Genomic DNA, 24477 nt, shown 5'->3' with positions numbered 1-24477 from the left:
ACAGTCGATGTTCAAGTTTAAGTGGTTCGAGACGATCATCGCCGACCAACGCGCCGACCGCGCGGCACCGCCCCACCCCCTACCTCTCTTCGACTTCCAGAGCCTCGCGTTGAAGTCGCGCTCCGGCCAGTGGGTCTCGCGCCTCGTCTTCCGCCACGCGATGCCCGCGCTGTTCGCGCTGCTGCGGACGCTCTGCCCCAACTTACGCATCGGTCGGCTGGTGATCGTCACACGTGACGCCGACGTCCGCGCCGTCCTGAAAGACAATGAGACGTTCCCGAATGTCTACGCGCCCGAGATGACCGAATTGGGCGGAGACCAGAATTCCGTGCTCGGCATGGAGGGGGATGAGCATAGCGCGCTCCGGGCGGACCTGCACCGGCAAATCAAGGACGAGGACCTCGCGGAGATCGCCCGGCTGACCCGCGATCACGCGACCGCCCTGATCGAGGCGAGCGAGGGTCGCATCGACGTGATGCGCGACTTCGTCACCCGTTGCGCGACGGAGGTATGCTGTACCTACCTCGGCGTGTCGCCGAACGACCCTGACACCTTCGCTGAATGGACGATGGCGGTGTCGGCGATGCTGTTCGGCGACCCTTTCGGCGATCCCAACACGCGTCGCCAGGGCACCATCGCGGCGGCCCACCTGCGCGCCGTATTCGACGACGCGATCGCGAGGGTCGTCGCCAACAACGACGCGCACCCGGGCAGCAGCCGCGAGCATCGGACGCTGACGGACCGCTTCATCACGGTATCCAAGATGTCGCCGCCCCTGGCCCGGGCATCGCTGATCGGCCTCGCGACGGCGCTCATACCGACCAACACGCTCGCGTGCGGAAACATCCTCGAGCAGTTGCTGAGCGATCCGAGCATGATGGCTGCAGCGAAAAAGGCCGCGTCCAGTGGAGACAAGCCGGGACTTGAGAAAGTCCTGCTGCAAGCTGCGCGGCTCAACCCCGCGCTGTCACCTGGACAGTGGCGCAGGGCCGCACATGAGGGCGTGATCGCGAAGGGCGAGTGGCACGCCCGGCGCGTGCGAGAGGGAGACGTCATCCTCGTCGCAGTCATGTCGGCTTTGCGCGACGGACGGGTTGCAGCAAAGGTACGCAACGATCCGCGACAAGCCGCCTGGCTAATGTTCGGCGACGGTCCTCACGCCTGCCTGGGTGCCCGCGTCGCCATGACGCAACTGGTCGAGATCTTCGCCGTGCTGCTGCGTCTCCCGGGCTTGGCGACGGCGCCCGACGCGGATGGCGTGATGTTCCGCACCGGACCGTTCCCGACGCGTCTCGACATGACGTTCGACGATCCGAGCGCGGGGCAGTCGATGATCATCATCGCCTCGTACGTGCGCGACGGGACGAGCGTCGCCGACCTCACCAAACAGATCGATGCTCTCAGGAATCCTGCACGAGCCGATGTCGCGAAGACTCTCACCGACTGCTGCCTCGTCCACTTCGCCTCGCTGTCGGCGATCGAGGCGGGACCGGGTTCCGACGAGGCCATTCTCCTCTTCGAGATCAACGCCGACGGCCGACAGGACCGCGCCATCGCGTCAGTCGCCAAGGAGGGGTTCGAGTGGCTGGCGCCGATCTACGCGCACTGCGCGTCGGACGGCAGGCTGCCCGCCAATGACGGCGCCCTCGCGGACATCCTCCGGGGCGGTGCGCTCGACCTGCACACGTGGCCGTGGGGGGCGACCGGCCTGAATTTCAACGGCACTGCGGAATTCTCTGTCGCGGACATCTCGCGTCAGGAATGCCTCGCAGCCTTTGCGCGCGAGGCCCTCGCGCACTTTTTCGCGAGCAACCTGGGCAGCGCTACCCGGGCGATGGACGCACTGGTCCACGTCAGGCGCTTTCTCAAGCAGGACAGCTTCTACGCTTTGCGCGGCAGCGCGTGGAAGAGACTGTTCGATGAGGCGCGCCCGCTCCGGTACGCCATCGTCCGGCCGAGCAGGAAGCGTCTGAAGATCGCCGACTGGGTAGCACCCAAGTCGATCTGGTCGCCACTGTGGACGATGATAGCGTCGCCTGCGTTCAGACCGTTCCGGGTCGCTATGGCGACGCTGTTCATCGCCGTGGCCGCGTCGATCGTCTCGAACGAATGGCCGACAATCCGCCCCACTGCGCTCGGATGGTTCTGGGTGCTGACGGGCGCCGCAGCAGGCAGCCTTCTGACGATCGCGCTTGGCGGAGCGATCGTGCTCGCCTTGCTGATTGGGCTCCTGCGCTGGCATGAGGTGCACGACACCATCGACGAGCGCGCGCCCGACCTCGACCGCATACGACAGATCGCCGGCCGGGAGGATGAGTCGGGCTACGAGCAGAACCACATCATCGCAGTCATGCCGTTCAAGCCCGGACTCTTCCGTCGGCTCGTGTTCGCGTTCGCGATGTGGGGCATCAAGCAGAGCGTCACCTACTGGTTCCGGCCCGGCTTCGTCGTCACGATGGGGACCATACACAAGGCGAAGTGGTTCCGGGTGCGCGGCACGAACCAGTTCGTCTTTCTCTCCAACTACGACGGCAGCTGGGAGAGCTACCTGGAGGATTTCGTCACGCGAGCGCACCAAGGCCAGTCGGCGGCGTGGAGCAACGGCGTCGGCTTCCCGCGGACGCGCTTCCTGATCTTGGATGGCGCTGCGGACGGCGACCGGTTCAAGCGCTGGGTCCGGCGGCAGCAGCGCCCCACCTCATTCTGGTTCAGCAGATACCCGCACCTGACGACCAAGCGAATACGCAACAATGCGATGATCGAAGACGGCCTCGCGCGCGCCGCTAACGACACCGACGCCCGGCGCTGGCTCACCTGTTTCGGTTCCGCGCAGCGCGAAGACGGCGAACTGGAAGCACAGGAGGTCCAGTCAGTCCTCTTCACCGGCTTCGGAAGGCAGCAATACGCGACGAGCCTATTCATAAAGTTGCCCAAGGACCGCGATGCGCTTCGCACCTGGCTGCAGGCAGTCAGCGGAATCGCGTTCAGCGCGTCGCCCGGCCTGATCGGCCTACCGCCCCATTGGAGAATTCCCGACCAACGTCCGACGGACGCGGAGGGCTTGGCGGCGCTTACGCAATCGGACCGTCCGGACCGCTACCGTCTGCCGCCGGAGGCGCAAATTGTCTTCGGTGACCGGCCGGTCGACGTCGGCGGCCTTACCCTCGGCCTGACGAGTTACGGTCTGCAGCGGTGCGGCGTGAACCACGGTAGCGGCATGGAGTCGTTCCCTCCGGCGTTCCAGATCGGAATGGCCGGTCGGGAACGAATACTGAACGACGGTAGCAACGACGAATGGCCATGGAACGACGGTGGACCGCCCGAAAGGACCGTCGATGCGGCCGTCACCATCTACGGGAGCGAACCGCCCACCGCCGACGAGCCGGAAGGCAGCGATCAAGCCGAGCACCAACGGCTCGTCGCCAATCACAAGCTGTTGCTCGAAGTCCTTGGCGGCCGGCTCATCGAAGCCGTCCCCTGCACACCCATGCCCGGATCGGGCGACGCCGGGGTTGCACGCCGCGAGCATTTCGGCTTCCGCGACGGCGTCTCGCAGCCGGTGATCCGCGGGAGCCAGCGTTCCGGTGCGAAGACGGCTCCGCGGGACCTGATCGCAGCAGGCGAGTTCCTGCTCGGGTATCGCAACGACCAGGGATTCTTCTCACCGCCGATCGCCGTAGGTTCGGAACGCGACATCCACGACTCACTCCCGACGGTGACCGCCATCGATGCAACGCGCTTCCCGCGCTATGGCGACCAGTCCCCCGCGGCGGAGCTTCGCGACTTGGGTCGCAACGGCAGCTTCATGGTGATCCGCCAGCTCGATCAGGATGTCGCAGGATTCGAAAACGCCGTCGAGCGCCACGCGGACGATCTGGCAAGGAAGTATCGCGATCTCTCCGCATTCACCGGTGCGAAGGTCGATGCCGAATGGATCGCGGCCAAGATCATCGGTCGCTGGCGAAACGGTTCGCCACTCGTCGGCAATCCGACGGAGCCGGCGCAGCTGGCCGACGGGGACGTCCCGGAGAACGACTTCGCCTACGGGACGGACGATCCTCGCGGGCTGCAGTGTCCGCTCGGCGCGCACATCCGACGGACCAACCCGCGCGACAGCCTCGAACCCGGCGACGCCGAAGAGCAGCGAATCACAAACCGACATCGACTGCTGCGGCGCGGACGGAGTTACGACTACGCGCGAGAGGGGGGGAAGCTGCAGAAGGGCCTCCTTTTCATCGCGTTGTGCGCCGACATCGAGCGTCAGTTCGAGTTCGTGCAGCGCACCTGGTCGAACGCGACGTCATTCCACGGTCTCACCGGCGAACCGGACCCGCTCCTCGGAAGCCGGCTCATGCCGACAGGCAAATTCACGATCCCGACAGCACCCGGGCCGATACAGATCGATGGCATGAGTTCATATGTCAGGCTGCGCGCTGGCGGTTACTTCTTCCTGCCGAGCCGAGCGGCATTGCAATACCTGATCGGCACGGCTGCGGGACCGACAACGCGTTGAGGCAGGCGAGACTTCGATATCCAGTGCCCCAAGCTACCTGGCCGATCGTCCTCTCAAACGTGCCGCGCGGGCGTGAGCAGCGTTCACGACTCACATCGGCGGCGGCTGTGCCGTTGATGCAATTCCATTCCTTCGGTGAGCATCTTCCAACACCATTTGCGAACGCATCGCCGCCGGCCATCTTTGTTGAATGATAGACGACGCTAAAGGGACTGTGCCGAAAGACCGACGCACCGGCGGCAACTCTGCGCTTCTCTTCGGGCTCGACTGTCGGCGTCCGTCTCGATTTGATTGTGAGCCGCTGGTTCGGAGGGCGGCTGGCAGGATGGGCAGTGCAGCGGCCATTCTGTTCATGGCCGCTGCCATCAGACCGCTTTCAGGTGCGCGGCAAAAGGAGACGAACATCCATTTAGCTAGCGGCCTGACCCGAGGGGACCCAATCCCGGTCGCTCGATCCGGCTTCGCCGCTTCGCAACTACGGACGCCTGTTCATCCAGCCGACAGGCGATGTCTGGGTGTGGAGTATGGCCGATTGAATGACGCGCCATGGTATATCTCGGTCATCCACCACGCTTCGCAAGAACGGCGGCTCGATAACCAAGACCGGACATCCAGTCCGCAAGGAAGCGACGGCCCGGAACGGGAATGACTGGCCGTAAGCAGACGGTCGGCTCATGATGAAAGGCGCGACACCAGACATTAATCTGCTTGGCCGCGACGCATGAGGGCTACGCAACTCACGTTTAGTCGTGCGGTGAGTTTGTTGCGTTCGACATGCCCCTTCCCAGAGCATTCCGAGGCATTGGACGCGATAACGCGTTTCGTGATCCATCTGCTTGCGGCAATGCGCACCGCGAGAATGTGGCCGAGAATGCAATTCCTTTGACGTATCTGCCAACCAGCTTGTCCCCTATTTCGATGCCACAGAAATTTAGGGAATCTGAAAGATGGCTGAGACAAAATTCTTTGCGGGGAGGGCCGCTTCGGCGTGTGGCCTGATCATTGCCGGTATGCTGATTGCTGGCGGTCCGTTACTGGGCGCCGCCGGTGCCCGGCCACGAAATCTGGATCTATCGCTGGAGAGGGTCACCGACCACGGCGTGTTCCGGATCCAGTTGAAAAGCGGGGTTGAGCCGATCCAGACATCCAAAGTGCATCAATGGTCGGTGCATGTCGTCGGCGCGGACGGTGTCCCCGTCACCGGCGCCAGTCTCAAGGTCGACGGTGGCATGCCCGAGCACGGCCATGGCCTCCCGACTGCCCCGCGCGCTGAGCCTTCGAACGGGCCGGGCAATTACGTGATCAATGGGATGAAGTTTTCCATGACCGGGTGGTGGGTGCTGAAGCTTGACGTCAAAGCGCCCGATGGTCGGACGGACAATATCACCTTCAACGTCGTCTTATGATGTGGTGGACGGCGAGCTTCGCTCTGGCCGCCGTGCTGGCAACATGTTCCGCCAGCACGACGCCAGAATGGTCAGCGGAGGAGATCAAGGTTCTGCGAAGCCTGTGGATCGGTACGCTTCCGTCCGCCCCGGCCAATCCGTCCAATCGCTTTGCCGACGATCCGGCTGCCGCCGCACTTGGGCGCTCGCTGTTCTCGGATACGAGGCTGAGCGCCAATAAACAGGTTTCGTGCGCAACCTGCCACAACCCGTCGCGCGGGTTCACCGACGCCGTCCCGACCGGCAGGGGCGTTGGCGTCGGCATTCGGCGCACGATGCCGATTGCACAGGCCGTTTATTCCCCCTGGCAGTTCTGGGATGGCCGGGCCGACAGCCTTTGGTCGCAGGCGTTGGGGCCCGTCGAAAATCCACTCGAACATGGCTCGACGCGGACCCAGGTGGCTCGGCTTCTCGCGACCCATTATCGTGGTCCGTACGAACTGGTGTTCGGACCGTTGCCCGATCTCTCGGACCTGCGCCGCTTCCCGACGCGCGCCAGCCCGGTGGGCGATCGGCCCGCGAAGATAGCATGGGCTGGAATGGCGCTTGCGGACAGGAATGCGGTCGATCACATTTTTGCAAACTTCGGAAAATCGATCGAGGCCTTCGAGCGAACCCTGAAGGTTGGCCCAACGCGCTTCGATGGCTTCGTCGCCGGTGCCGTCGGGGCGCCTGGCCCTCGCGCATCGCTGTCATCCGCCGAGATTGCGGGCCTGCGTCTATTCATCGGCAAAGCGCACTGCTCCACCTGTCACAACGGACCGATGCTTTCGAATGAGGGATTTGCAAATACCGGCGTGCCGGCACGCCCCGGTTTGCCGCTCGATACCGGCCGCATTGCCGGCGCGCGCAGAGCACTTGCCGATCCATTCAATTGCAAAGGGGCATATAGCGATGCCCAGGGTCGCACATGTGATGAGCTTGAGTTCATGGTTGTCGATGATCCGAGCCAGGTTCGCGCGTTCAAGGTACCTTCGCTTCGCGGCGTCGGTCTGCGCGCGCCCTATATGCACGCTGGTCAATTTGCGTCGCTGGCGCAGGTGATCGACCACTATGATCGCGCACCGAAGGCCCCGCGCGGAACTTCAGAGCTGAAGCCGCTGCACCTGAGCGCGCGCGAGCGCCGCAATCTGTTGGCGTTCCTGTTGACGCTTTGATGATCGTCCGGCGCCGGGCATTTAATCACAAAGGAGGATATTTTGACCGCTGATCTGCAGCTTCGTCACTCGGATTCAGGAGCCGGCTCTCAAATTAGGCGGCCCCTGGTAGCGATATTGATTTTCGATGACGTCGAAGTCCTCGATTTCGCCGGCCCCTTCGAAGTGTTCGGGGTGGCGCGTGACGCGTCGGGCGACTTAGCATGCGAGGTTGTCACGGTAGCTTTGGCGGCGGGCGCGATCGTCGCACGCAACGGTCTCAAGCTCGTGCCCCATGGCACCGCCGCCGATCTGGGTGTCGCCGACATATTGGTCGTTCCCGGCGGCATGGGCACCCGGCGCGAATTGACCAATCCAGCGATGCTCGACTTTATCCGGTCCACAAGCAACGCGGCATCCCTGACCCTCTCGGTATGCACCGGCTCGCTCTTGTTAGGCGCCGCAGGCTTGCTGGCCGGTCTCTCGTCGACGACCCATCGGGACGCGATGGATGAGCTTCGCGGCCTCAACTGCGGCGTGAATATCTATCCCGACGCGCGCATTGTGGACAATGGTCGGATCGTAACATCGGCCGGGATCAGCGCCGGTATCGACGCGGCGCTCTACGTCATCGCACGCCTGTTCGGGGACCCGTCGGCTGCGGAAACCGCGCGCTACATGCAATATGACTGGAGCCACCGCAGCATCGACGGCACGTCGGTCATGAAGGTCGATCCCTAATCAGGTTGCTGCACTATCTCCGCTCCAAGCGAAACGTGGCCAAAGCGCTGTCGATATTCGCCGGGTGTGACGAGGACACGCTTGTTGAACGCCCGGTGGAGGGCCTCGACACTGCCGAAACCTGCGCGGTCGGCGACTTTGGCAAGCGGCCAGTCGGACGTCTCCAAGAGCGCCTTTGCCCGGTTCACGCGCGCAAACTCCACAAATGCAGCAGGACTGACCCCGGTTTCCTTCTGAAACACGCGTGAGAAGGTACGTTCGCTCATCATCGCTCGCTCGGCCAATCGCGGGACATTAAGCTCGCCCGACGGATCAGCGCTGATATCGGCAATCAGCTGACGCAAACGGGGAGTGGCGGCGGCCTGGACGTTGAGCCCCGCACTATATTGGGTCTGTCCACCGGGCCGCCGCATGAAGAGCACAAGATTGCGCGCCACGGCCAGCGCCAATTGCGGGCCGCAGTCGGCCTCGACGAACGACAGGCACAGGTCGATGCCTGCGGTCACGCCTGCGGAAGTGTAATAGGGCGGGTCCGCGACAAAGATGGCGTCGGGCTCGACTTGCACTGATGGCCTGAAACTCTGGAGTTCGGTGCAGACTTCCCAATGGGTCGTCGCTCGTCGGCCATCGAGGATTCCGGCAGCCGCCAGCACAAACGCGCCCGAGCACACACTGCCCACCCTGCGTGTGATCCCGGCACGACAATTGAGCCAATCCATCACGCTGGCGTCCCGCATGCCGAGCAGCCCGGCCTCGTCGCCACCGCCGATCAGGATCGTGTCGAGGCACGGCGGCAAATCGTCGAGGGCAACCGATCCGGCAAGCGTGACCCCCGAGTTGCAGACGATGTCCCCGCCTCGGGGCGAAGCTAGAATCACCTCGTAGAAGTGCTGACCGCCAAACCTGTTGGCCATCGAAAACACTTCCAGGGGGCCGACGACGTCGAGCGATTGCACGCCGGGATAACCCACCAAAGCAACCTTGCGCGGTACGGATCCCAGTTCGGACATTGGCGGATAGTGCAATACAAATGACATTTCTGCCACCCCCCACTGCGCCTAGATATCCAGCGTCCGATAGTCGGGCAGCAAAGGAAGAAACCGATGACCAAGCCATGTGAAAAGAAGCAGTGCGCGTGCCAGCCCTGCACCTGCGGCCCCAAGTGCGGCTGCGGCGAAATCTGCGCGTGCAGCGCGCCTGCGCGGAGCTGATGAACGGCGCAAAGCGCCGCTTGCCCCGACTGTCCGGAGCCGTTCTCCCCGGCTCCGGATAATCCTTTCTGAAGGGACTGCCAATGCGCGCCTTATTCGTAACCATCGGCGTGCTGACGCCGGTTTTCGTCGCTGTTTCACTCCTGAGCCCCGGTGCGCCGGTAGCCTCGCCCGCCTATGCGGCTGAGCCCGCGAACGATCACTTCACGCTGCCCGCGCCCAAAGCCGGCCGCAGCCGTCCGCTCGTCGTTATCGTCGCTGAGAATGGCGGTGCTGAGACGACCGATTTCGTGGTGCCCTATGGTGTGCTCAAGGATTCCGGCGTCGCCGATGTCCGCAGCCTTTCGACAGGTGCAGGGCCGATAAAGCTCACCCGTGGCCTCAGCATCATCGCCGATGAAACGATGGCGCAGTTCGATGCCCGAGAGGCGTCGGGAGCAGACATTGTCATAGTGCCTGCGCAAGCCGCGCCCAAGGACACGGCGCTCGGAAAATGGGTGCGCAGCCAGGCATCAAAGGGTGCGACGATCATATCGGTCTGTGAGGGCGCGCGTGTGCTGGCGCATGCCGGATTACTCTCCGGCAAGCGGGCAGTAACCCATTTTTCCGCGATCGAGGGCCTGAGCAAGGCGTACCCCGACACGATTTGGGTCCGGGACCGACGCTATCTGCAGGACGGCGCGATCATTTCCACGACAGGCGTTACCGCTTCGATCCCCATGTCGTTGGCGCTCGTGGAAGCCATTGGCGGACATAGCGTGGCGATGGCCACTGCGCGGAGATTTGGTGTCGAAACCTGGAGTTCGGCACACCGGACGGCAGACTTCGTGCTTGAGAAGACCGACTTCGCCGCTGCCATTCTCGCAATGGGCGAAGTCTGGACCCACGAGACGATAGAAGCGCCGCTCGACGACGGTGTCGACGAAGTGTCGCTCGCGCTCCAGACGGACGCCTGGGGCCGGACCTATCGAACCAAGGTTGTCACGACCCACCCCGGTCGCGCCGCGATCCGTTCGCGTCATGGGCTGGCAATCCTGCCCGACGCCGAGGCGCAAACTGGCCGGTTTCTCATTCGCAGCGGGAGCACGCCAGCCACCGTGCAGCTCAACGAGGCGCTCGCAGAAATGGGTCGTCGCTACGGCCCGAGCGCGACCCGCCTTGCGACGTTGGGAATGGAATATGACGCTCCGCGCTCGGCCGGTGAATGAGGCGCTCGGTTACCGTAGCCAGGTTCGCCCGGCTGAGTAATCGACGGAACGACGCCGACCGTTTTCGAGGATGGCCGGCGACCGCGTAGCCGCTCCGTTCAAGCGCGCCCCGTCGGGCCTGCCTAGATGTTCAGGATACGCAGCCTCCCTGGCTGAGAAAGGAAATTGCTGATGGAATATCTTTTTGGTGTCGCCCTGGCCTTGGGCGTCGGCATCGCAACCACACTCGCCGGGTTCGACCGCGATCGTTCGCTCTATCCGGCGATCCTTGTGGTAGTTGCATCCTATTACGATCTGTTCGCGGTCATGGGCGGCGGCGCGGCTCTGGGTTGGGAAACTGGCGTCACCTTTGCCTTTGCCCTCGCCGCAACCATAGGTTTCAGAACGAATCTCTGGATCGTGGTTGCTGCGTTGGCGGGGCATGGCCTGCTCGATTCGATTCATGGTCAATTGATTGGGAATGCGGGTGTACCGGCCTGGTGGCCGATGTTCTGCCTGACCTATGACGTAGTGGCCGCGGCGTATCTTGCGTGGCGACTCCTTTCCGGAAAGATCGAAGCGGCAAACACCAAGAGCTTCGATCGGCGTGCCCGTTCGCATGTCGATGCAGAGCTTGCCGCCGCGAGTGCCGCTGAGCTTGGCGGCGATCCATTGGCTGGCTTCCGTCGTCTGGAACGCGCGCATGTCTTGGGTCAGCGATCCACGGTGCAACACGTCCGCGTGCACCTGCGCATGTTGATGTGGGGGATCCGCCACCACGACCTGCGTGAAGTGGTGGGTCAGATCTTGCGCGTGATCGGTGCAGCCGCCGGAACATGGGTTGGGTTTGTTCCAGAAGGCAATACCGGTGGGGCCAATGTTGGTGCGTTCAAGTCGATGGCCATTCCCGAAGATCTCGTCCGCCCGATCAGGAGCGCGCGCGTTTCTGTTCCAAATACTCACGGGTTGGGCGCGCAATGAACAAGTCGTTTCACCGGCGCGTGCTGCCCGAATCCGCGATTGAATTCTCTTCGCTTGAAGGCAGATGCGTGTTCTCCGAGGCCTTGGCGACCGCCGGGTTGAACGGATACTTTCCGCTCGCGGAGCAGTTTCACACGCAATCCGATCCGGCATTCTGCGGACTAGGGTCGCTGGTCGTGGCGCTCAATGCGTTGTCGATTGACCCCGGGCGCCTGTGGAAAGGAACATGGCGATGGTATTCGGAGGAGCTGCTCGACTGCTGTGTCCCGCTCGCTGAAGTGCGCGAACGTGGGGTGGACGTCGATCAATTCGCCTGCCTCGCGCGGTGCAATGGCGCCAACGTTGAAGTCCACCGCGGCGACGTTTCAAGCCTGGAGGATTGGCGGGCGGCGCTCCAAATTGCAGCCAGCGGCGAAGCGGTGGTTGTCGCTTCCTACGACCGCGGCGCGATGGGTCAGACCGGGAGCGGCCACTTCTCGCCGGTCGGCGGCTATCACATGGCCAGGGACCTCGCTCTCATTCTCGATGTCGCGCGTTTCAAGTATCCGCCTCATTGGGTCTCGGCGGAACAGCTTTGGCTGGCGATGCAAGTGATAGACTTTGCCACCGGTCTAGCGCGCGGATGGCTGACCATTCGGCGCCAGTCGGGAACACGCCTAGTCGATTTCTCTAACTGTTGCGCTCACGGGGCCCCGGCGGAACTTCACTGACCCGAAGGTCACGAGGGACAGCCCTTGTCGATCAACGAACCTAGCGTCGAAGACGTCCTCCACATCTGCCCGCGGATGGCAGCTTCCGTCAGGACCGGAAGTTTCCCGGAGCGGAAATGAACGACCGGCTGTGGTCGAGATCGACCGGCGGTTCGAGCGGAACTCGGGCATGAACCACAAATGCCAACCATTGCTTCACCGAGCTCCCTTTATATTGGAGCGTTGACCCGGCTCCTTGGAGATGAGCAATGGGGCATTCCTCGATGGATCCCGCGTTCCACGAACTTCGTCCCTGGAACGAAGGCCGCCTGCTCGGCGCCAAGCGTCCGCTCAAACCGCAGCTGGTTTGGGCGATCCGTTTCTGGCTCGACCAGCATCGCCGATTGCGCGATCGGGCGCTCTTCGACTTCGCCATCGACAGCAAGCTTCGCGGCTGCGACGTGGTCAAGGTTCGGATCGGTGACATCGTCGCCGGTGGCCGCATCAGGGATCGCGCCGTCGTGGTGCAGCAGAAGACCAAGCGGCCCGCGCAGTTTGAGCTGGTTGACCCGGCTCGAAGGACCCTGCTCGCCTGGCTTGAGCGCCGTGGCGGCACGCTCAACGACTTCGTCTTCCCGAGCCGGAACGACTACATGGGACACATGAGCACGCGGCAATACGCTCGGTTAGTCCGGGAGTGGGTGGCCGGGATCGGGCTCCAGGCCGAGGACTACGGGACGCACTCGCTCAGGCGCACGAAGGCGTCGATCATCTACAAGGCGACCGGCAATCTGCGGGCCGTTCAGATCCTTCTTGGGCATGCCAAGATCGAGAGCACGGTCCCATACCTAGGCGTTGACGTCGAAGACGCCCTCGAGCTGTCGGAGCGCACGGAAATTTGATCGGTCAGACTCGACCCAAGTCCGGACATTCAAGCCGCCCTTTCCCCTTCCCGCAACTTGACGGTCATTCACCCGACGCAGTGGGATACCGCTATCCGACAAAGACAGCGATTTGGCGCTCCTACATTATACGGCGACAGAAGACGAAGGGACCGAAATATTTTTTAACATGCTGTAAAATATATAAAAAGCGCAACATTTTTTCGGAAGCCTCAAAAAATGCCCTGCAAAATCATTCTTTGATTCCCACCAGCTTGGGGAATAGGTTCGCGTTCGCGACTGTCAGCCGAACTCAGCTAATCGCATGCCAGGCGCTGACTGGTTCAAGAATGGGTGCACGCCAATGCCACGAGTCCATGTCCCCGACGATCATGCGCATGATCCATCGGCCTTTGTCTGGAGTCATTATGCGCCAGAGATCGCCAAAGGCGCAGCCGGCTATATTCAGGCGGTTTACACCAAATCGCTGATGTCGTTACGCGAGTTGGAAGCTGCCCGCATTCGGACCGCGCAGATCAATGGATGCGCGCTGTGCCTGGGCATGCGATCGGCGCGTGATCTTGGCGGCTATCTCCAGAATTCAGGCGTCGATCCGCAGCAGGCGGTAAGCGCGCGCGGCGATCCCGAGCCCGACGAAACATTCTATGCCGAGATCGGTGCGACGCCGACCTGGTCCGGCTTTTCGGCGCGCGAGCGTCTCATCATCGAATATGCCGGGCGAATGGGCGAGGCTCCGCAGGGCATCAAGCATGACGACGCTTTTTGGGAACAGATGCACGCCAGCTTCAGCGACGCCGAAATTGTCGACGTCACCTTCTGCATCGGCGCGTGGATGGCACTCGGCCGGTTGACGCATGTACTCGATCTCGACGGCGGGTGCATGGTGCCGGCCCGCGCCGAGGCCGCTTGATTCGCCCACCGCGATCGTTCGAGGACTTGCAGGTCGGCTAGCGCCGCCTTTCGTCGACGCGGACCGTCACCGAAGACGAGATCGTCGCCTTCGCGCGCCTCTACGATCCGCAATGGTTCCACAGCGACGCCGAGGCCGCGCGCCAATCGCATTTCGGGGAGGTCATCGCCAGCGGTATCCATGTGCTCGCGATCTGGCGACAGCTCGATCATGAGATCAACAACGACATCGACTACGTCTGCGGCGTGGGCTTCGACGACCTACGGCTGAAGAACGCCTTGCGCGCCGGCGACACCGTCTACGTCACGTCGGAAATCACCGCGCTCCAGGCTTCGCGCAGCGGCCATTCGCGCGGCACCGCGATGACGCGGTACGCGATGATCAACCAGGCCGGCGACGAAGTGGTAACCTTCACCAGCATCAACCTTGTCTATACGGTCGACGCGCGCGCCACGAGTTGAGCGACAACGGCATCGGCGTCGCCGGCCGCCTTCGCCATCGCGGCCGCAACCGCGTCATCGGCGCCAAAGGTACCGGCGACACGAACCGGGAAAATATCGGTCACGCCGACAAAGCCGAGCCATGCCTTCAGATAGGCGAGTTGAAAATCGAGCCCGTCGATCGCGGGCTCCGCGCCGAACGGCATGGCGCTCGCCGCCACGACAATCGCGGTGCGGCCGGCTGCCAGTCCCTCGACCCGACCATCGGCGTCGTTGGTGAAGGTCATGCCGGGATGCGTGATCAGATCGATATACTGCTTCAGCCGGTAGGGCAGGCCGAAATTCCACATCGGCACCGACATCAGCCAGGCATCAAAACTCAGGAAATGGTCCGAGATCGCGCGTAGCCGGGACCACGCGGCCGCCTGTTCCGGGTGAACGGGCTGACCGGCGAGCAGCCCGTAGCGCCCCTCGATCGCGTCATGATCGAAGCCCGGCAAGTCGACATCGAACAGGTCGATCGTTTCGACGGCAAGGTTAGGCAGCGCCGCGCGCAACCCATCGAGCATCCGATGGGCGATCATCCCCGAGCGCGACCGGTCGCGTCGCGGGCTAGCATTGATATGCAGCAGGCGCTTCATGTCGCGTCCAGTTCCAGCAGGATCTGACCATCGGCAAGGGTCACCGGCCAGGTCCGGATCGGCTTGTCGGTCAGCGTGCCGGTCGGACAGCCGTCACGCATGTCGAAGCGTACACCGTGCAGCGGGCAGAAGATGTGGACCGCCTTCATCTTGCCACCCTCCAGCGCCTGTTGCGCATGGCTGCAGCGGTTTTCGATCGCGAACAAACCAATATTGGTCCGCGCGACGAGGATCGATTGCCCCCCGACGTCGAACGCCCGGTTGCTGCCGATCGCGATCTCCTCGACCGCGGCGACCCGCACGGCAGGCATCGTCAGCGCCGCTGATCGAAGCGCCGGCCGAGCATGGCGGCGGCGATATTGGTCTTCTGGATGTCGATCGCACCGCCGGCAATGCCCCAGCCCCACGCATCGCGCAGGCGGCGCTCCATTGCGAAGGCCTTTGAATAGCCATAGGCGCCCATCAATTGCAGGGCATCGCCGGTGACTTCGCGCGCGATGCTGTTGGCGAAGCATTTCGCCACCGAGCTGTCGAGGATCGAGGGCAGCCCGTCCTCCGCATTCGAGGCGGCGCGCCAGATCAGCAGCCGTGCCGCTTCGACCTTCATCTGCATCTCGGCGAGCTTCATCTGCACCGCCTGGAACTCGATGATCGGCTTGCCGAACTGGATACGCTCCTGGACATAGGCGCTGACATCCTCGAGCGCGCCCGAGGCCTGGCCGAGCGCCATCGTCGCGTTGCCACAGCGTTCCAGGTCGAACGCCTCCATCAACTGGCGAAAGCCGCCAGCCGGAACGACGATATTGTCGAGCGACACCGCGCAGTCGTCGAAGTTGAGATCCGCCGACGGGATACCCCGAAAGCCCATCAGCTCCTCCGGCGGGCCGAAGCTCAGCCCCGGCGTGCCCTTTTCGACGAGCACCGCGCCGATCGCCTTGGCGCCGGGGTCGTCCGACAAGCGGCAATAGACGAGATAGGCATCGGCATGGCCACCGCCCGAGCACCAACGCTTCGTGCCGTTCAGGATGACGCGATCGCCGTCGATCGTGCCGCGCGCCTTGAGGTCGGTCAGTGCGCTGCCCGCGTCGGGTTCCGACATCGATACGGCAATGACCATGTCGCCGCGGCAAACTGCCGGCACGATCCGGTCGCGCAACGCGGCCGGTGCGAAATGTTCGATCGCGCGCACCGGGCCGACCGAGGATTCGAATACCGGGAAGGCAATTGCTGACGATATCTTGGCAAACTCTTCGAGCACGATCAGCGCATCGACATTGCCGAGCCCCATCCCGCCCAGCGCCTCGGGAACGTTTATGCCCAGAAAGCCGAGCTCCGCGAAACGCTTGATCAGCGCGTGGTCGGGCGGGCTATCGTCACGCTCGAGCCGCGCGGCAATGAGGGGGAGTTCGGCACGGGCAAAAGTGCGTGCCGCCTGTTGCAGGTCGCGTTGGTCGTCGCTCAAAGTGAAATTCATTGGCCCATCCCTGTCTTGCCCGATCGCCAATAGCGGCATTCACGGGTCGCAGCGATAAAAAAGTCAAACATGATTGTTTTTAGTTCGCGGGCTGCTAGACTGGCGGCGGGCCAGAAAAGGGACAGCGCTTTGGACGCCACGACAACCGAACGGATCAAGGCGGGTATGGCGTACGAAACCGCCCGCACCGCGCCACCGGAAGGTTTCCCGAAGCTCGCCGACATCCCCTCCGGTCGTTATATCGATCCCGCGTTTCTGCAGCTCGAGGACGAAAGGCTGTGGAAGCGCAGCTGGCTCTATGCCGGCCATGTCGATCAACTGCCCGAGCCCGGCAGTTGGTTCCTGAATCGCAACACCGGCACTCCGATCCTGATCGTGCGCGACCTGCAAGGCGAGGTTCGGGCCTTCTACAACAGCTGCCGGCATCGCGGCGGACCGCTCGTCAAGGAGGAGGCGGGGACGTCGCGCGGCTTTGTCTGCGGCTATCATGGCTGGAGCTACACGCTGGCGGGCGAACTTACCGCGATTCGCGACAAGCGTGATTTCGTCGAGTTCGACTTTGCCTGCCGCTCGCTGATTTCGGTTCGTTGCGAACGCCTCGGTGGCTGGATATTCATCAACGAGGATCCCGAAGCGGGCCCGCTGATCGACTCGCTCGGGCCGATCGCCGGTGAACTGGCGCAATTCCAGATCGACGACCTCATGCTCGTCGATTCACGCGGCTACGATGTGGCCTGCAACGTGAAGGTACTGCTCGACGCCTTTCTGGAGGTCTATCATCTGAAGTCGATCCACCAGTCGACGGTCAATCGGTTCCTCGATCATCGCGGCACGTCTATCACCCTGTGGCCGGGCGGACATTCGCGCATGACGACGCCCAACCGCCGCCCCGACTGGATCGATCCGGGGACCAAGGGCATGCCCGAGATTCCGACCGTGACCGAAATTCCCCGTGACAATAATGTCAGCTACAACATCTACCCCAACATCGTGATGCCCCCCGCGGCGACCGGCCTGCCGATGCTCGTGTTCTGGCCGCGCTCGGACCGAACGATGCGGATCGAATGCCATTGGTTCTCCCCCCGGGTCGGTAAGGACGACCTCAGTCCGTTGTGGGAGACGCGCGTCAGCAATTTCGAACGCATCTTGTATGAAGACCTTCAATTTGCGCCGCAAATCCAGGAATCGGTCGAAAGCCCCGGCTTCAGGGGTATCCCGTTGAATTACCAGGAACGGCGGATTTACCACTGGCACGAAGAATTGGATCGCCGGATTGGTCTGGATCGGGTGCCGGAACACCTGCGCGTGGTGCCGATGCTGGAAGATTGGATGGAGACGGAATGAACGCGCATGCCGATGTGGAACCCCATAACGAGGACCACCCCCGCTTCGGGTTCACCAATGCCGAACTGGCCGAACACCCGACCGTTTATCGCAATGATCTGCTTGACGGGCAAACCGTCATCATCTCGGGCGGCGGCACCGGCATGGGCAAGGCCATGGCGTTCCTCGCCAGCCGGCTCGGCGCCAACGTCGTGCTGTGCGGCCGTACCGTCGAAAAACTGGCCGCGACGCAGGACGCCATCGAACGTCTCGTCGGTCGGCGCCCGATGGCGGTGCCGATGTCGATCCGCGAACCCGACCAGGTCGAACAGATGCTCGATCAGGTCCTCGATCGTTTCGGTCGCATCGACACTCTGATCAACAATGCCGGCGGGCAATTTCCGCAGGACGCGATCGACTTCAGCCGTAAGGGTTGGCTGGCGGTCATGGATCTCAATCTCAACGGCACCTGGTGGATGATGCAGGAAGCCGCCAAGCGCTGGGTCGCCGCCGGCACAGCGGGCAATATCATCAATATTGTCGCCACGGTCGAGCGCGGCATGCCGCAAAGTGCGCATTGCTGCGCTGCGCGAGCGGGCGTGATCTATCTGTCGAAGACATTGTCCACCGAATGGGCGCCGCACCATATACGCGTCAATTGCGTCGCACCGGGTATCGTCGAGACCGAGGGCTTCGCGGTCTACCCCGATGAGGCACTGGCGCGTTTCCACCTCGCCAATCCGATGCAGAAGCGCGGAGACGCCTGGGACGTGGCGGAGGCGGTCGTCTATCTCGCCGCGCCGAGCGGGAAATTCATCACCGGCGAGGTGATCAATGTCGATGGCGGCCAGAATCAATGGGGCGTCAACTGGCCCGCTGGCATTCCGGACTATTTCAACATCAGCGGGGCAGCCTGATCGTCCGTGGTTATCGACCGTCGGGCGTGAACACCATCAACAGATTGCCGGGCATGTGGTAATATAGGCCGTAGCCGGAATTGACGATCACGTGGCCGCCGACGATCGTCGCGCCAGGCCCGCTCATCCCGCCGCCATTGCCCGTTGCACCACCGATCGCGGTGACCTTGCGGGTGGTGTCGACCGACCAGATGACCTTGCCGTTCAGGCCGTCATAGGCGCGGAAGCGGCCGTCGAGATGTCCGGCGAAAACCACACCCGGAATCGCGCTGACCGCCGAAGAGATGCCCGGATCGCAATTCGCACGGCCGTTGCAAACGTTTTCGGCGGGGGCGTTCCACAACACCCTCCCCGTCGCCGCATCGATGGCGTGCAGGCCGGCGCCGCGTTTTGCGACATCATAGACCCGGCCATCCCGGGTATCGGCCATATCGTTTACGGGAACATAAATGACGCGGCCTTCGGCAGCCATGCCGAAATGGACGCCGCCTTGCGTGCCGCCATGGCCCACCGGCGTGCGCCAGACGATATGACCATTGGCGGGATCCACGCCATAGACCGCTCCGGATTTCTGGCCAACGACCAGCATCGAACGGCCGCCACCGATCGGCACCAGCAGCGGCGATGCCGCGACGTCGAGATCGGGGCCCTTTTCGACCGGGCAGTTTTCGTTGCCCATCATGCAGCCGACATTCCAGGCGTCGCCCTTGGTCAACTGCGTCGTCCACAATCGCTTGCCGCTCGTCGCATCGACCGCGAGCACCGCGTCCGAATTGCCATCTGCCGGGGTCGAATAATTCTCGCCCGATCCGAAATAGAGCCGGTTGCTCGCCGCGTCATAGGTCGGGCTGTTCCACACCGGCGCACCTGACGGGCCCATGATCGGCGTGCCGAGACGGGTCTTGCCATGCACCGCCGGCATTTGGGTGACGGTGTTCTGCTTCCAGCGCTGTCGCCCGGTCGCGGGGTCAAGCGCGATGACCGATCCACGAAAGGTGCAGCATGCGTAGGTCGGGCTTGCCGCCGCCGTCACCTCGAGTGAGGATAGCGGGACAAACAATTGGCCACCCCCCAGTGTCGGCGTGCCGGTGATCGTCGCATTGGGATGCACATCGACCTTGGTCTGCCAGATCAATGTGCCGGTCATCGCATCCACGGCATAGGCGCGTGCCAGCACATCGCCGAAATAGAGCCGCTTGCTGGCGGCATCGGCGACAATCGCCGTGCGAATCTCAGCCGAGGCGCGAAACCGCCAGCGCGTGCATCCGCTATCGAGATCGAGCGCGTAGACAGTACCGTCCTGGCTGCCGACGAAGATCGCACCCCAGCCGACCGCCGGCTGCGACCGCGCGCGCTGTGCGGCGGGATAGGCGAGCGCCCATTTCAGTTTCAGCGTCGGCACCTGCGCCTTGCTCAGACCGGCAATACCGGCCGACGCAAAGCGCCGATTGTCATGCCCCCAGCCGATTGCCGGGGGCGACGCGGCGAGATCGAATCGTGCCTGCTGTGCGCCACACATCGGTGGCGGCGCGGGTGGGCGATAGTCGGCAAGCGGCATGCGCACCAGATATTCGGCAATCTCCCGACGCTGCTGGCCGGAAAGCCCGGCGGCCTGCTGGCTCATGATGCCGCCGTTCAATGCGGCGAGGATCGCGTCCGGTGCCATCATCTCGAGCCAGACCTGCTGCGGCGCCTTGGGTACGCCACCATTGTGGCAGCCGGCGCAGTTCGCTTCGAACAGCGCCTTGCCGGGATGGGTGGCGACATCGATGGTCGGACCGTTGCGAGATTGCAGCTCGTCCGTGGACTTCATCGTCTCGCCTGCGCCGGCGGGCGCCCCCGGCTGACCCTTGGGAGATTTGGAGCACCCCCCAAGGGCCAGCGCGGTGGCAACCACCGCCAGCGACCACCGACCGCCGTGGCGCATCAGTGGACGGCCTGACCCAGCTTTGCGCCGATTTCCACGCCGAAGAAGCGCGGCGGGCCATACTGGCTGTTCGACCAGAGGCCGCCCACGACCTGCGACGCGGTGCGATAACGCTGGTCGGTCAGGTTGCGACCGAACACGCGCAGATAATAACGGTCATCGGCCTGCGCGAGAGTGATCGACGCGTTCACGAGCGTCCGCGCATTCAGATAGGTATTCTCGCTCGGGCTGGTGATCGACTGGGTGAACAGGTTGCGGCCGACATAATTGACGTTGCCATTGAACGACAGCTTGTAGTTGCCGATCGGCACCTCGTAATTGCCATCGATGGTCCATTGCCAATTGGGGAGCCGGTCGAGCGGCGCCGTCGCCAGATCATATCCCGCCGGAATCGGCGTGACGTAGCGATCATATTTGCCGTCCTGATACCCAACCACGCCGCGCAGCGTCAGGCCATCGACCGGCACGGCGGTCGCCTCGACCTCGACGCCCTTCACGTTGGCCGACGCCGCGTTGAAGAAGCGCGTGACCTGGTTCTGCTGCCCGCCGACGACGATCGGCACGACGATCTGCTTCTGCAGGTTGGAATATTTCACATAGAAGCCGGTGAGATTGAACCGCAACCGACGGTCGAAGGCCTCGGCCTTGAGGCCTGCCTCATAACTGTCGGCCCGCTCGGGCTGGGTTGCCTGCGCGGCCTGGGCGAAGGCGACATTGTCGTCGGTGCCATTCGCGTTCACGAACGGGTGAAAGCCGCCGATCTGGTCATTGAACCCGCCGCCCTTGAAGCCTCGCGAATAGGTCGCATAGGCAAAGAGCGTCGGTGTCGCCTGCCAGCCCAGGCTGGCGCGCCATGTCGGCTGGTTGGCACGCGCCTGCACCTGGATGACGCCGGCGGGATAGTCGAACACATTGGCATCGATCGCATCCTGAATCCTGAGATTCGGGTCAAAACCGCCTTTCAACTGCTGCACGAACACCTGCTGGCGGCCGTACCAGGTCTTGCGCTCCCAGGTGTACCGGCCACCGGCCGTCAACGTCAGCGTGGGGGTAATCTTGAACGTGCCTTCCACGAAGGCGGCGGTCGACGACGCCTTTTGCGCATTGCACAACAGGTAGGGGTTCTGGTTCCACGGCCCGAACGGCAGCGGTCCCGAGGCCAGGTCGAGAAAGCCCAGTACCTGCGCCACGCAGAAGCTGGTGCGGTCATTCTGGTAGAAGCCGCCGGCGACGAAATCGAAACTCCCCCCCAGCTTCGAGGCGAAGCGCAGTTCCTGCTGGTAGGTCGTGCGATCATCGGAGCGATTGGCATCGAACAAGGACAGAATCTCGCCGTCCGCCGCAACCGGTGCCTGCCCCGTATAGGTGTTGGGCAAGCGCGACTTCTGCAGTCGTCGTCCCGTGATCGAGGTCAACGTGCCGAAATCGGTGGTATAATCCATATTGAGGTAAAGGCCGTCGACGTTGATCCGCTGGCCTGAACCCATCTTGATCAGCTGATCCTGACGGTTGCTGATCCCTGCATTTTCGAGCGGGTCGGCATGCGCCGGGTTTGAAGCGCCGACGCCGAGCGTGTTGAACAGGAAGGCGGCACTGTTCGGTGTCTCGGACACGGTCGGGATCGAGTCGGAACGATCGCGCAGGATTTCATATTGCAGCAACGCGCTGAACGACGACGACGGCTGCCAGAGCAACTTGACGCGGCCGTTCCAGACGTCGGTGCCGCCCAGCGACGAACCGTCGCCGCAGCCCTTGCGGCCGGCGAACTTCGAGGGCTGAAACGCCACGACCGGACCATAGCAGGCACCATTCTTGTAATAGCCGTCGGACCTTTCATGGCCCACGACGACGCGCAGCGCGAGGCTGCCGGCGACGATCGGCACATTGGCGGCACCCTTGACCTGCACCGTGCCGAAGCTGCCCGCCGTCACCTGCCCTTCCACGCCGATCCGATAGAGATCGGGGCGCTTGGTCCGCACCGTCACCGCACCACCCGTCGTGTTCTTGCCGAACAGCGTGCCCTGCGGCCCGCGCAGCACTTCGACCTGGTTGACGTCGAACGTGTCGAGCAACTGCGTCTGGACGCTGGGCACGACGAAATCATCGACCAACACGGCCACGGGGGGCTCGAAATAGACGATGATGGTGTTCTGACCGACACCGCGGATCGAGAAGGAGGCCGCGTTGAAGCCGGTGATCGTCGCGGCGGAGAAATTGGGTACGAACACCGCCAGGTCGCCGACGTCACGCGGGTTCGACTGAGCGATCAACTTCGTATCGACCGCGGTGACGGCGATCGGGGTGATCTGAAGATTGGAGTCGCGTCGCGTCGCCGTGACGACGATCTCACCCAGCACCGACTCGTCGGCCTTGGGCGGTTCCGTCGCCTGTGCGAAGGCCGGCGATGCCAGCACGATTGCCAGGCACGATGCGACAGAATGAGTCGCGATCCTTCGGATGTTCATTGGAAACCTCCCCTATGACGCGCTCCAAGAATTTTCGATCTCGGTTCCCGCGAGCCCGCAGAGTGACACACGACCTCTAAACAAGCAATCATGTTTGTTTTTTTTATATTCCGTGTATGATCGGGCAGCGACACGGGCAGAAGGCTGGTCAACGGCTCCCCGCGTTGGTGCACAACGGTGGGCAAGGCCGTACCTAGGGAGGATCCGCAGGCATGAATGCCAGATTTCCGGACTGGAACATCCATGTGGGGGCGCCGCATCCGTTCAATGCGGAAGCGCCGCTGATCGACAATGGCAGCGCGCGCGTTGCCCCCGAACGCTATTTCGATCCGGCCTATATGGCCGCCGAATGGGAGCGCATGTGGACCCGGACATGGCTGCTCGCGGGCACCACATCGGACCTACGCGATCCGGGCGACTTCGTCCGCTTCGACCTTGGCGGCGAGAGCTTCATCGTCGCCCGAACCGACGATGGCGGCCTGAAGGCGCATTACAATGTATGCCCGCATCGCGGCAGCCAGCTCGTCCTGGGCGATTTCGGGTCGGTCAACGACTTTGTCTGTCCGTTTCACAGCTGGCGCTTTGCGCTGGACGGAACCTGCACCGAAGTGACCGACGAGCAGACCTTCGACCCTCAGGTCCTGTGCCACGACCACAATCTGACGGCGGTGCGCTGCGCCGAGATCGCCGGGCTGGTCTTCATCACGATGAACGACGCCGCCCCGCCGATCCGTGACTGGCTCGGCCCGGTCGCGGACCAGCTCGAACTCTATGACATCGGCGCGATGAACGTCATCCAGCACAAGAAGTCGGACTGGGCCGCCAACTGGAAGGGCGGTGTCGACGCCTTTTACGAGATCTACCATCTCCATGCGGTTCACCCGCAGACGCAGTGCGTGATGGATGACCGGACACAGATCGACCTCTATCCCAATGGCATGAGCCGGCAATTCGTGCCCTTCGCACAGCCGAGCCCGCGCTTCCCCGATCAGGAGAGCGTCAACCCCGGTATCCAGATGATGCTCGCCGATGCCGGCATCGATCCCGCTGGCTTCGTCGGCACCGCGCAGGACAGTCGCGCCTCGATCCAGCAGGCCAAGCGTGCACGCGCCGCTACCTATGGACTGGACTACGATCGCTTCAGCGACACCCAGCTGAGCGACTCGACCATCTATGGCATTTTTCCCAATGTGCAGATCGGCTGCCACCCCGAGGCGGTGTTCATGCACCGCTTCCTGCCGCATGCCGATGATCCGAACCAGTTCACCTACGATACCTGCATCCTTTTCAAGCATCTCGACGCGCCGGGCTACGCCCCGCCAGCCTGGATGGGCCTGGCGCGCGGCACCGACACGACGGGCATGACCCGACCGGAGATCGTCCGCGTGCCGCTTGGCCAGCCGCCCGAGCTGGGTGAGGTGCTCGACCAGGATTCGGAGCTTCTGCCGGTCGTCCAGAAAGGCGCCCGATCGCGCGGCTTTCGCGGGCCGCTGTGGAGCGAGCAGGAAGCGCGGCTGCGGCACTTCCACACCGAACTCGATCGCTATGTCGACGGCCACAAGGGGGAATAAACGA

The 24477-nt window shown here is 63.2% G+C and carries 18 protein-coding genes and 1 pseudogene; 13 read left to right on the top strand and 6 right to left on the bottom strand.

The genetic code is table 11. The annotated features are described in order from the left end of the window. Positions 1-7: 7 nt before the first annotated feature. The 4 genes from U1839_RS11660 to U1839_RS11645 all read left to right on the top strand — a co-directional run bounded on the left by U1839_RS11660 (position 8) and on the right by U1839_RS11645 (position 7835). The gene (locus U1839_RS11660; RefSeq protein ID WP_332803790.1) at positions 8-4513 is read left to right on the top strand and encodes a hypothetical protein; all 4506 of its coding nucleotides are present in this window, start codon (positions 8-10) and stop codon (positions 4511-4513) included. A gap of 947 nt (positions 4514-5460) precedes the next feature. After that, entirely contained in the window at positions 5461-5919 is a 459-nt protein-coding gene (locus U1839_RS11655) for a FixH family protein (protein WP_332803789.1), read from the top strand. Further along, positions 5916-7115 carry a cytochrome-c peroxidase gene (locus U1839_RS11650; protein WP_332803788.1) on the top strand — a complete coding sequence of 400 codons (1200 nt, stop codon included), beginning with the start codon at positions 5916-5918 and terminating at the stop codon, positions 7113-7115. Before U1839_RS11655 ends, U1839_RS11650 begins: the two co-directional genes overlap by 4 nt. Positions 7116-7157: 42 nt before the next feature. Beyond that, positions 7158-7835, top strand: a complete 678-nt coding sequence (locus U1839_RS11645) for a DJ-1/PfpI family protein (RefSeq protein ID WP_332803787.1) — start codon at positions 7158-7160, stop codon at positions 7833-7835. On the opposite strand, the gene U1839_RS11640 is transcribed toward U1839_RS11645, so the two are convergent. Next, positions 7832-8845, bottom strand: a complete 1014-nt coding sequence (locus U1839_RS11640) for a GlxA family transcriptional regulator (protein WP_332803786.1) — start codon at positions 8843-8845, stop codon at positions 7832-7834. The two genes, U1839_RS11645 and U1839_RS11640, sit on opposite strands and share 4 nt — an antisense overlap. Positions 8846-9129: 284 nt before the next feature. Between U1839_RS11640 and U1839_RS11635 the strand changes: the two genes are divergently transcribed. From U1839_RS11635 to U1839_RS11610, 6 genes and pseudogenes are all read left to right on the top strand, one after another. Then, a complete protein-coding gene (locus tag U1839_RS11635; protein WP_332803785.1) occupies positions 9130-10254 on the top strand; it encodes a DJ-1/PfpI family protein in 1125 nt (374 codons plus the stop codon). A gap of 171 nt (positions 10255-10425) precedes the next feature. Then, positions 10426-11214: a DUF3703 domain-containing protein gene (locus tag U1839_RS11630; protein WP_332803784.1), complete on the top strand. Its 789-nt coding sequence runs from the start codon at positions 10426-10428 to the stop codon at positions 11212-11214. Then, positions 11211-11924, top strand: a complete 714-nt coding sequence (locus U1839_RS11625) for a phytochelatin synthase family protein (protein ID WP_332803783.1) — start codon at positions 11211-11213, stop codon at positions 11922-11924. The genes U1839_RS11630 and U1839_RS11625 overlap by 4 nt, the downstream gene beginning before the upstream one ends. 263 nt (positions 11925-12187) lie before the next feature. After that, on the top strand, positions 12188-12805 hold the full coding sequence (locus U1839_RS11620; protein ID WP_332803782.1) for a tyrosine-type recombinase/integrase: 618 nt from the start codon (positions 12188-12190) through the stop codon (positions 12803-12805). A 343-nt stretch (positions 12806-13148) separates the two neighbouring features. Then, the gene (locus U1839_RS11615; protein ID WP_332803781.1) at positions 13149-13715 is read left to right on the top strand and encodes a carboxymuconolactone decarboxylase family protein; all 567 of its coding nucleotides are present in this window, start codon (positions 13149-13151) and stop codon (positions 13713-13715) included. A gap of 62 nt (positions 13716-13777) precedes the next feature. Next, positions 13778-14176, top strand: a pseudogene (locus U1839_RS11610) (MaoC/PaaZ C-terminal domain-containing protein); the annotation flags it as partial. Here U1839_RS11610 and U1839_RS11605 read toward each other — a convergent pair. The 3 genes from U1839_RS11605 to U1839_RS11595 are packed head-to-tail and all read right to left on the bottom strand — an operon-like array spanning position 14146 to position 16270. Beyond that, on the bottom strand, positions 14146-14796 hold the full coding sequence (locus U1839_RS11605) for an FMN-dependent NADH-azoreductase (protein WP_332803780.1): 651 nt from the start codon (positions 14794-14796) through the stop codon (positions 14146-14148). The pseudogene U1839_RS11610 and the gene U1839_RS11605 sit on opposite strands and share 31 nt — an antisense overlap. Beyond that, positions 14793-15107, bottom strand: a complete 315-nt coding sequence (locus tag U1839_RS11600; protein WP_332803779.1) for a Rieske (2Fe-2S) protein — start codon at positions 15105-15107, stop codon at positions 14793-14795. Before U1839_RS11600 ends, U1839_RS11605 begins: the two co-directional genes overlap by 4 nt. A gap of 2 nt (positions 15108-15109) precedes the next feature. Then, positions 15110-16270: an acyl-CoA dehydrogenase family protein gene (locus U1839_RS11595; protein WP_332803778.1), complete on the bottom strand. Its 1161-nt coding sequence runs from the start codon at positions 16268-16270 to the stop codon at positions 15110-15112. 129 nt (positions 16271-16399) lie between these two features. Between U1839_RS11595 and U1839_RS11590 the strand changes: the two genes are divergently transcribed. Next, the gene (locus U1839_RS11590) at positions 16400-17614 is read left to right on the top strand and encodes an aromatic ring-hydroxylating oxygenase subunit alpha (RefSeq protein ID WP_332803777.1); all 1215 of its coding nucleotides are present in this window, start codon (positions 16400-16402) and stop codon (positions 17612-17614) included. Then, entirely contained in the window at positions 17611-18510 is a 900-nt protein-coding gene (locus U1839_RS11585; RefSeq protein ID WP_332803776.1) for an SDR family oxidoreductase, read from the top strand. The genes U1839_RS11590 and U1839_RS11585 overlap by 4 nt, the downstream gene beginning before the upstream one ends. 10 nt (positions 18511-18520) lie before the next feature. Here the strand turns inward: U1839_RS11585 and U1839_RS11580 are convergent, their stop codons facing one another. Together U1839_RS11580 and U1839_RS11575 are read right to left on the bottom strand one after the other, a co-directional pair. Next, complete coding sequence (locus tag U1839_RS11580; protein ID WP_332803775.1) at positions 18521-20323, bottom strand: outer membrane protein assembly factor BamB family protein; 1803 nt, start codon at positions 20321-20323, stop codon at positions 18521-18523. A gap of 113 nt (positions 20324-20436) precedes the next feature. Beyond that, positions 20437-22851, bottom strand: a complete 2415-nt coding sequence (locus tag U1839_RS11575) for a TonB-dependent receptor (RefSeq protein WP_332803774.1) — start codon at positions 22849-22851, stop codon at positions 20437-20439. Positions 22852-23114: 263 nt separating this feature from the next. On the opposite strand from U1839_RS11575, the gene U1839_RS11570 reads away from it, so the two are divergent. Then, positions 23115-24473 carry an aromatic ring-hydroxylating oxygenase subunit alpha gene (locus tag U1839_RS11570; protein ID WP_332803773.1) on the top strand — a complete coding sequence of 453 codons (1359 nt, stop codon included), beginning with the start codon at positions 23115-23117 and terminating at the stop codon, positions 24471-24473. Positions 24474-24477: the final 4 nt, after the last annotated feature.

This window comes from Parasphingomonas halimpatiens, from assembly GCF_036663795.1.
In the GTDB taxonomy this organism is placed as follows: domain Bacteria; phylum Pseudomonadota; class Alphaproteobacteria; order Sphingomonadales; family Sphingomonadaceae; genus Sphingomonas.
The sequence above is the reverse complement of the archived record's forward strand: the minus strand, read 5'-3'. Positions and strand labels throughout refer to the sequence as shown.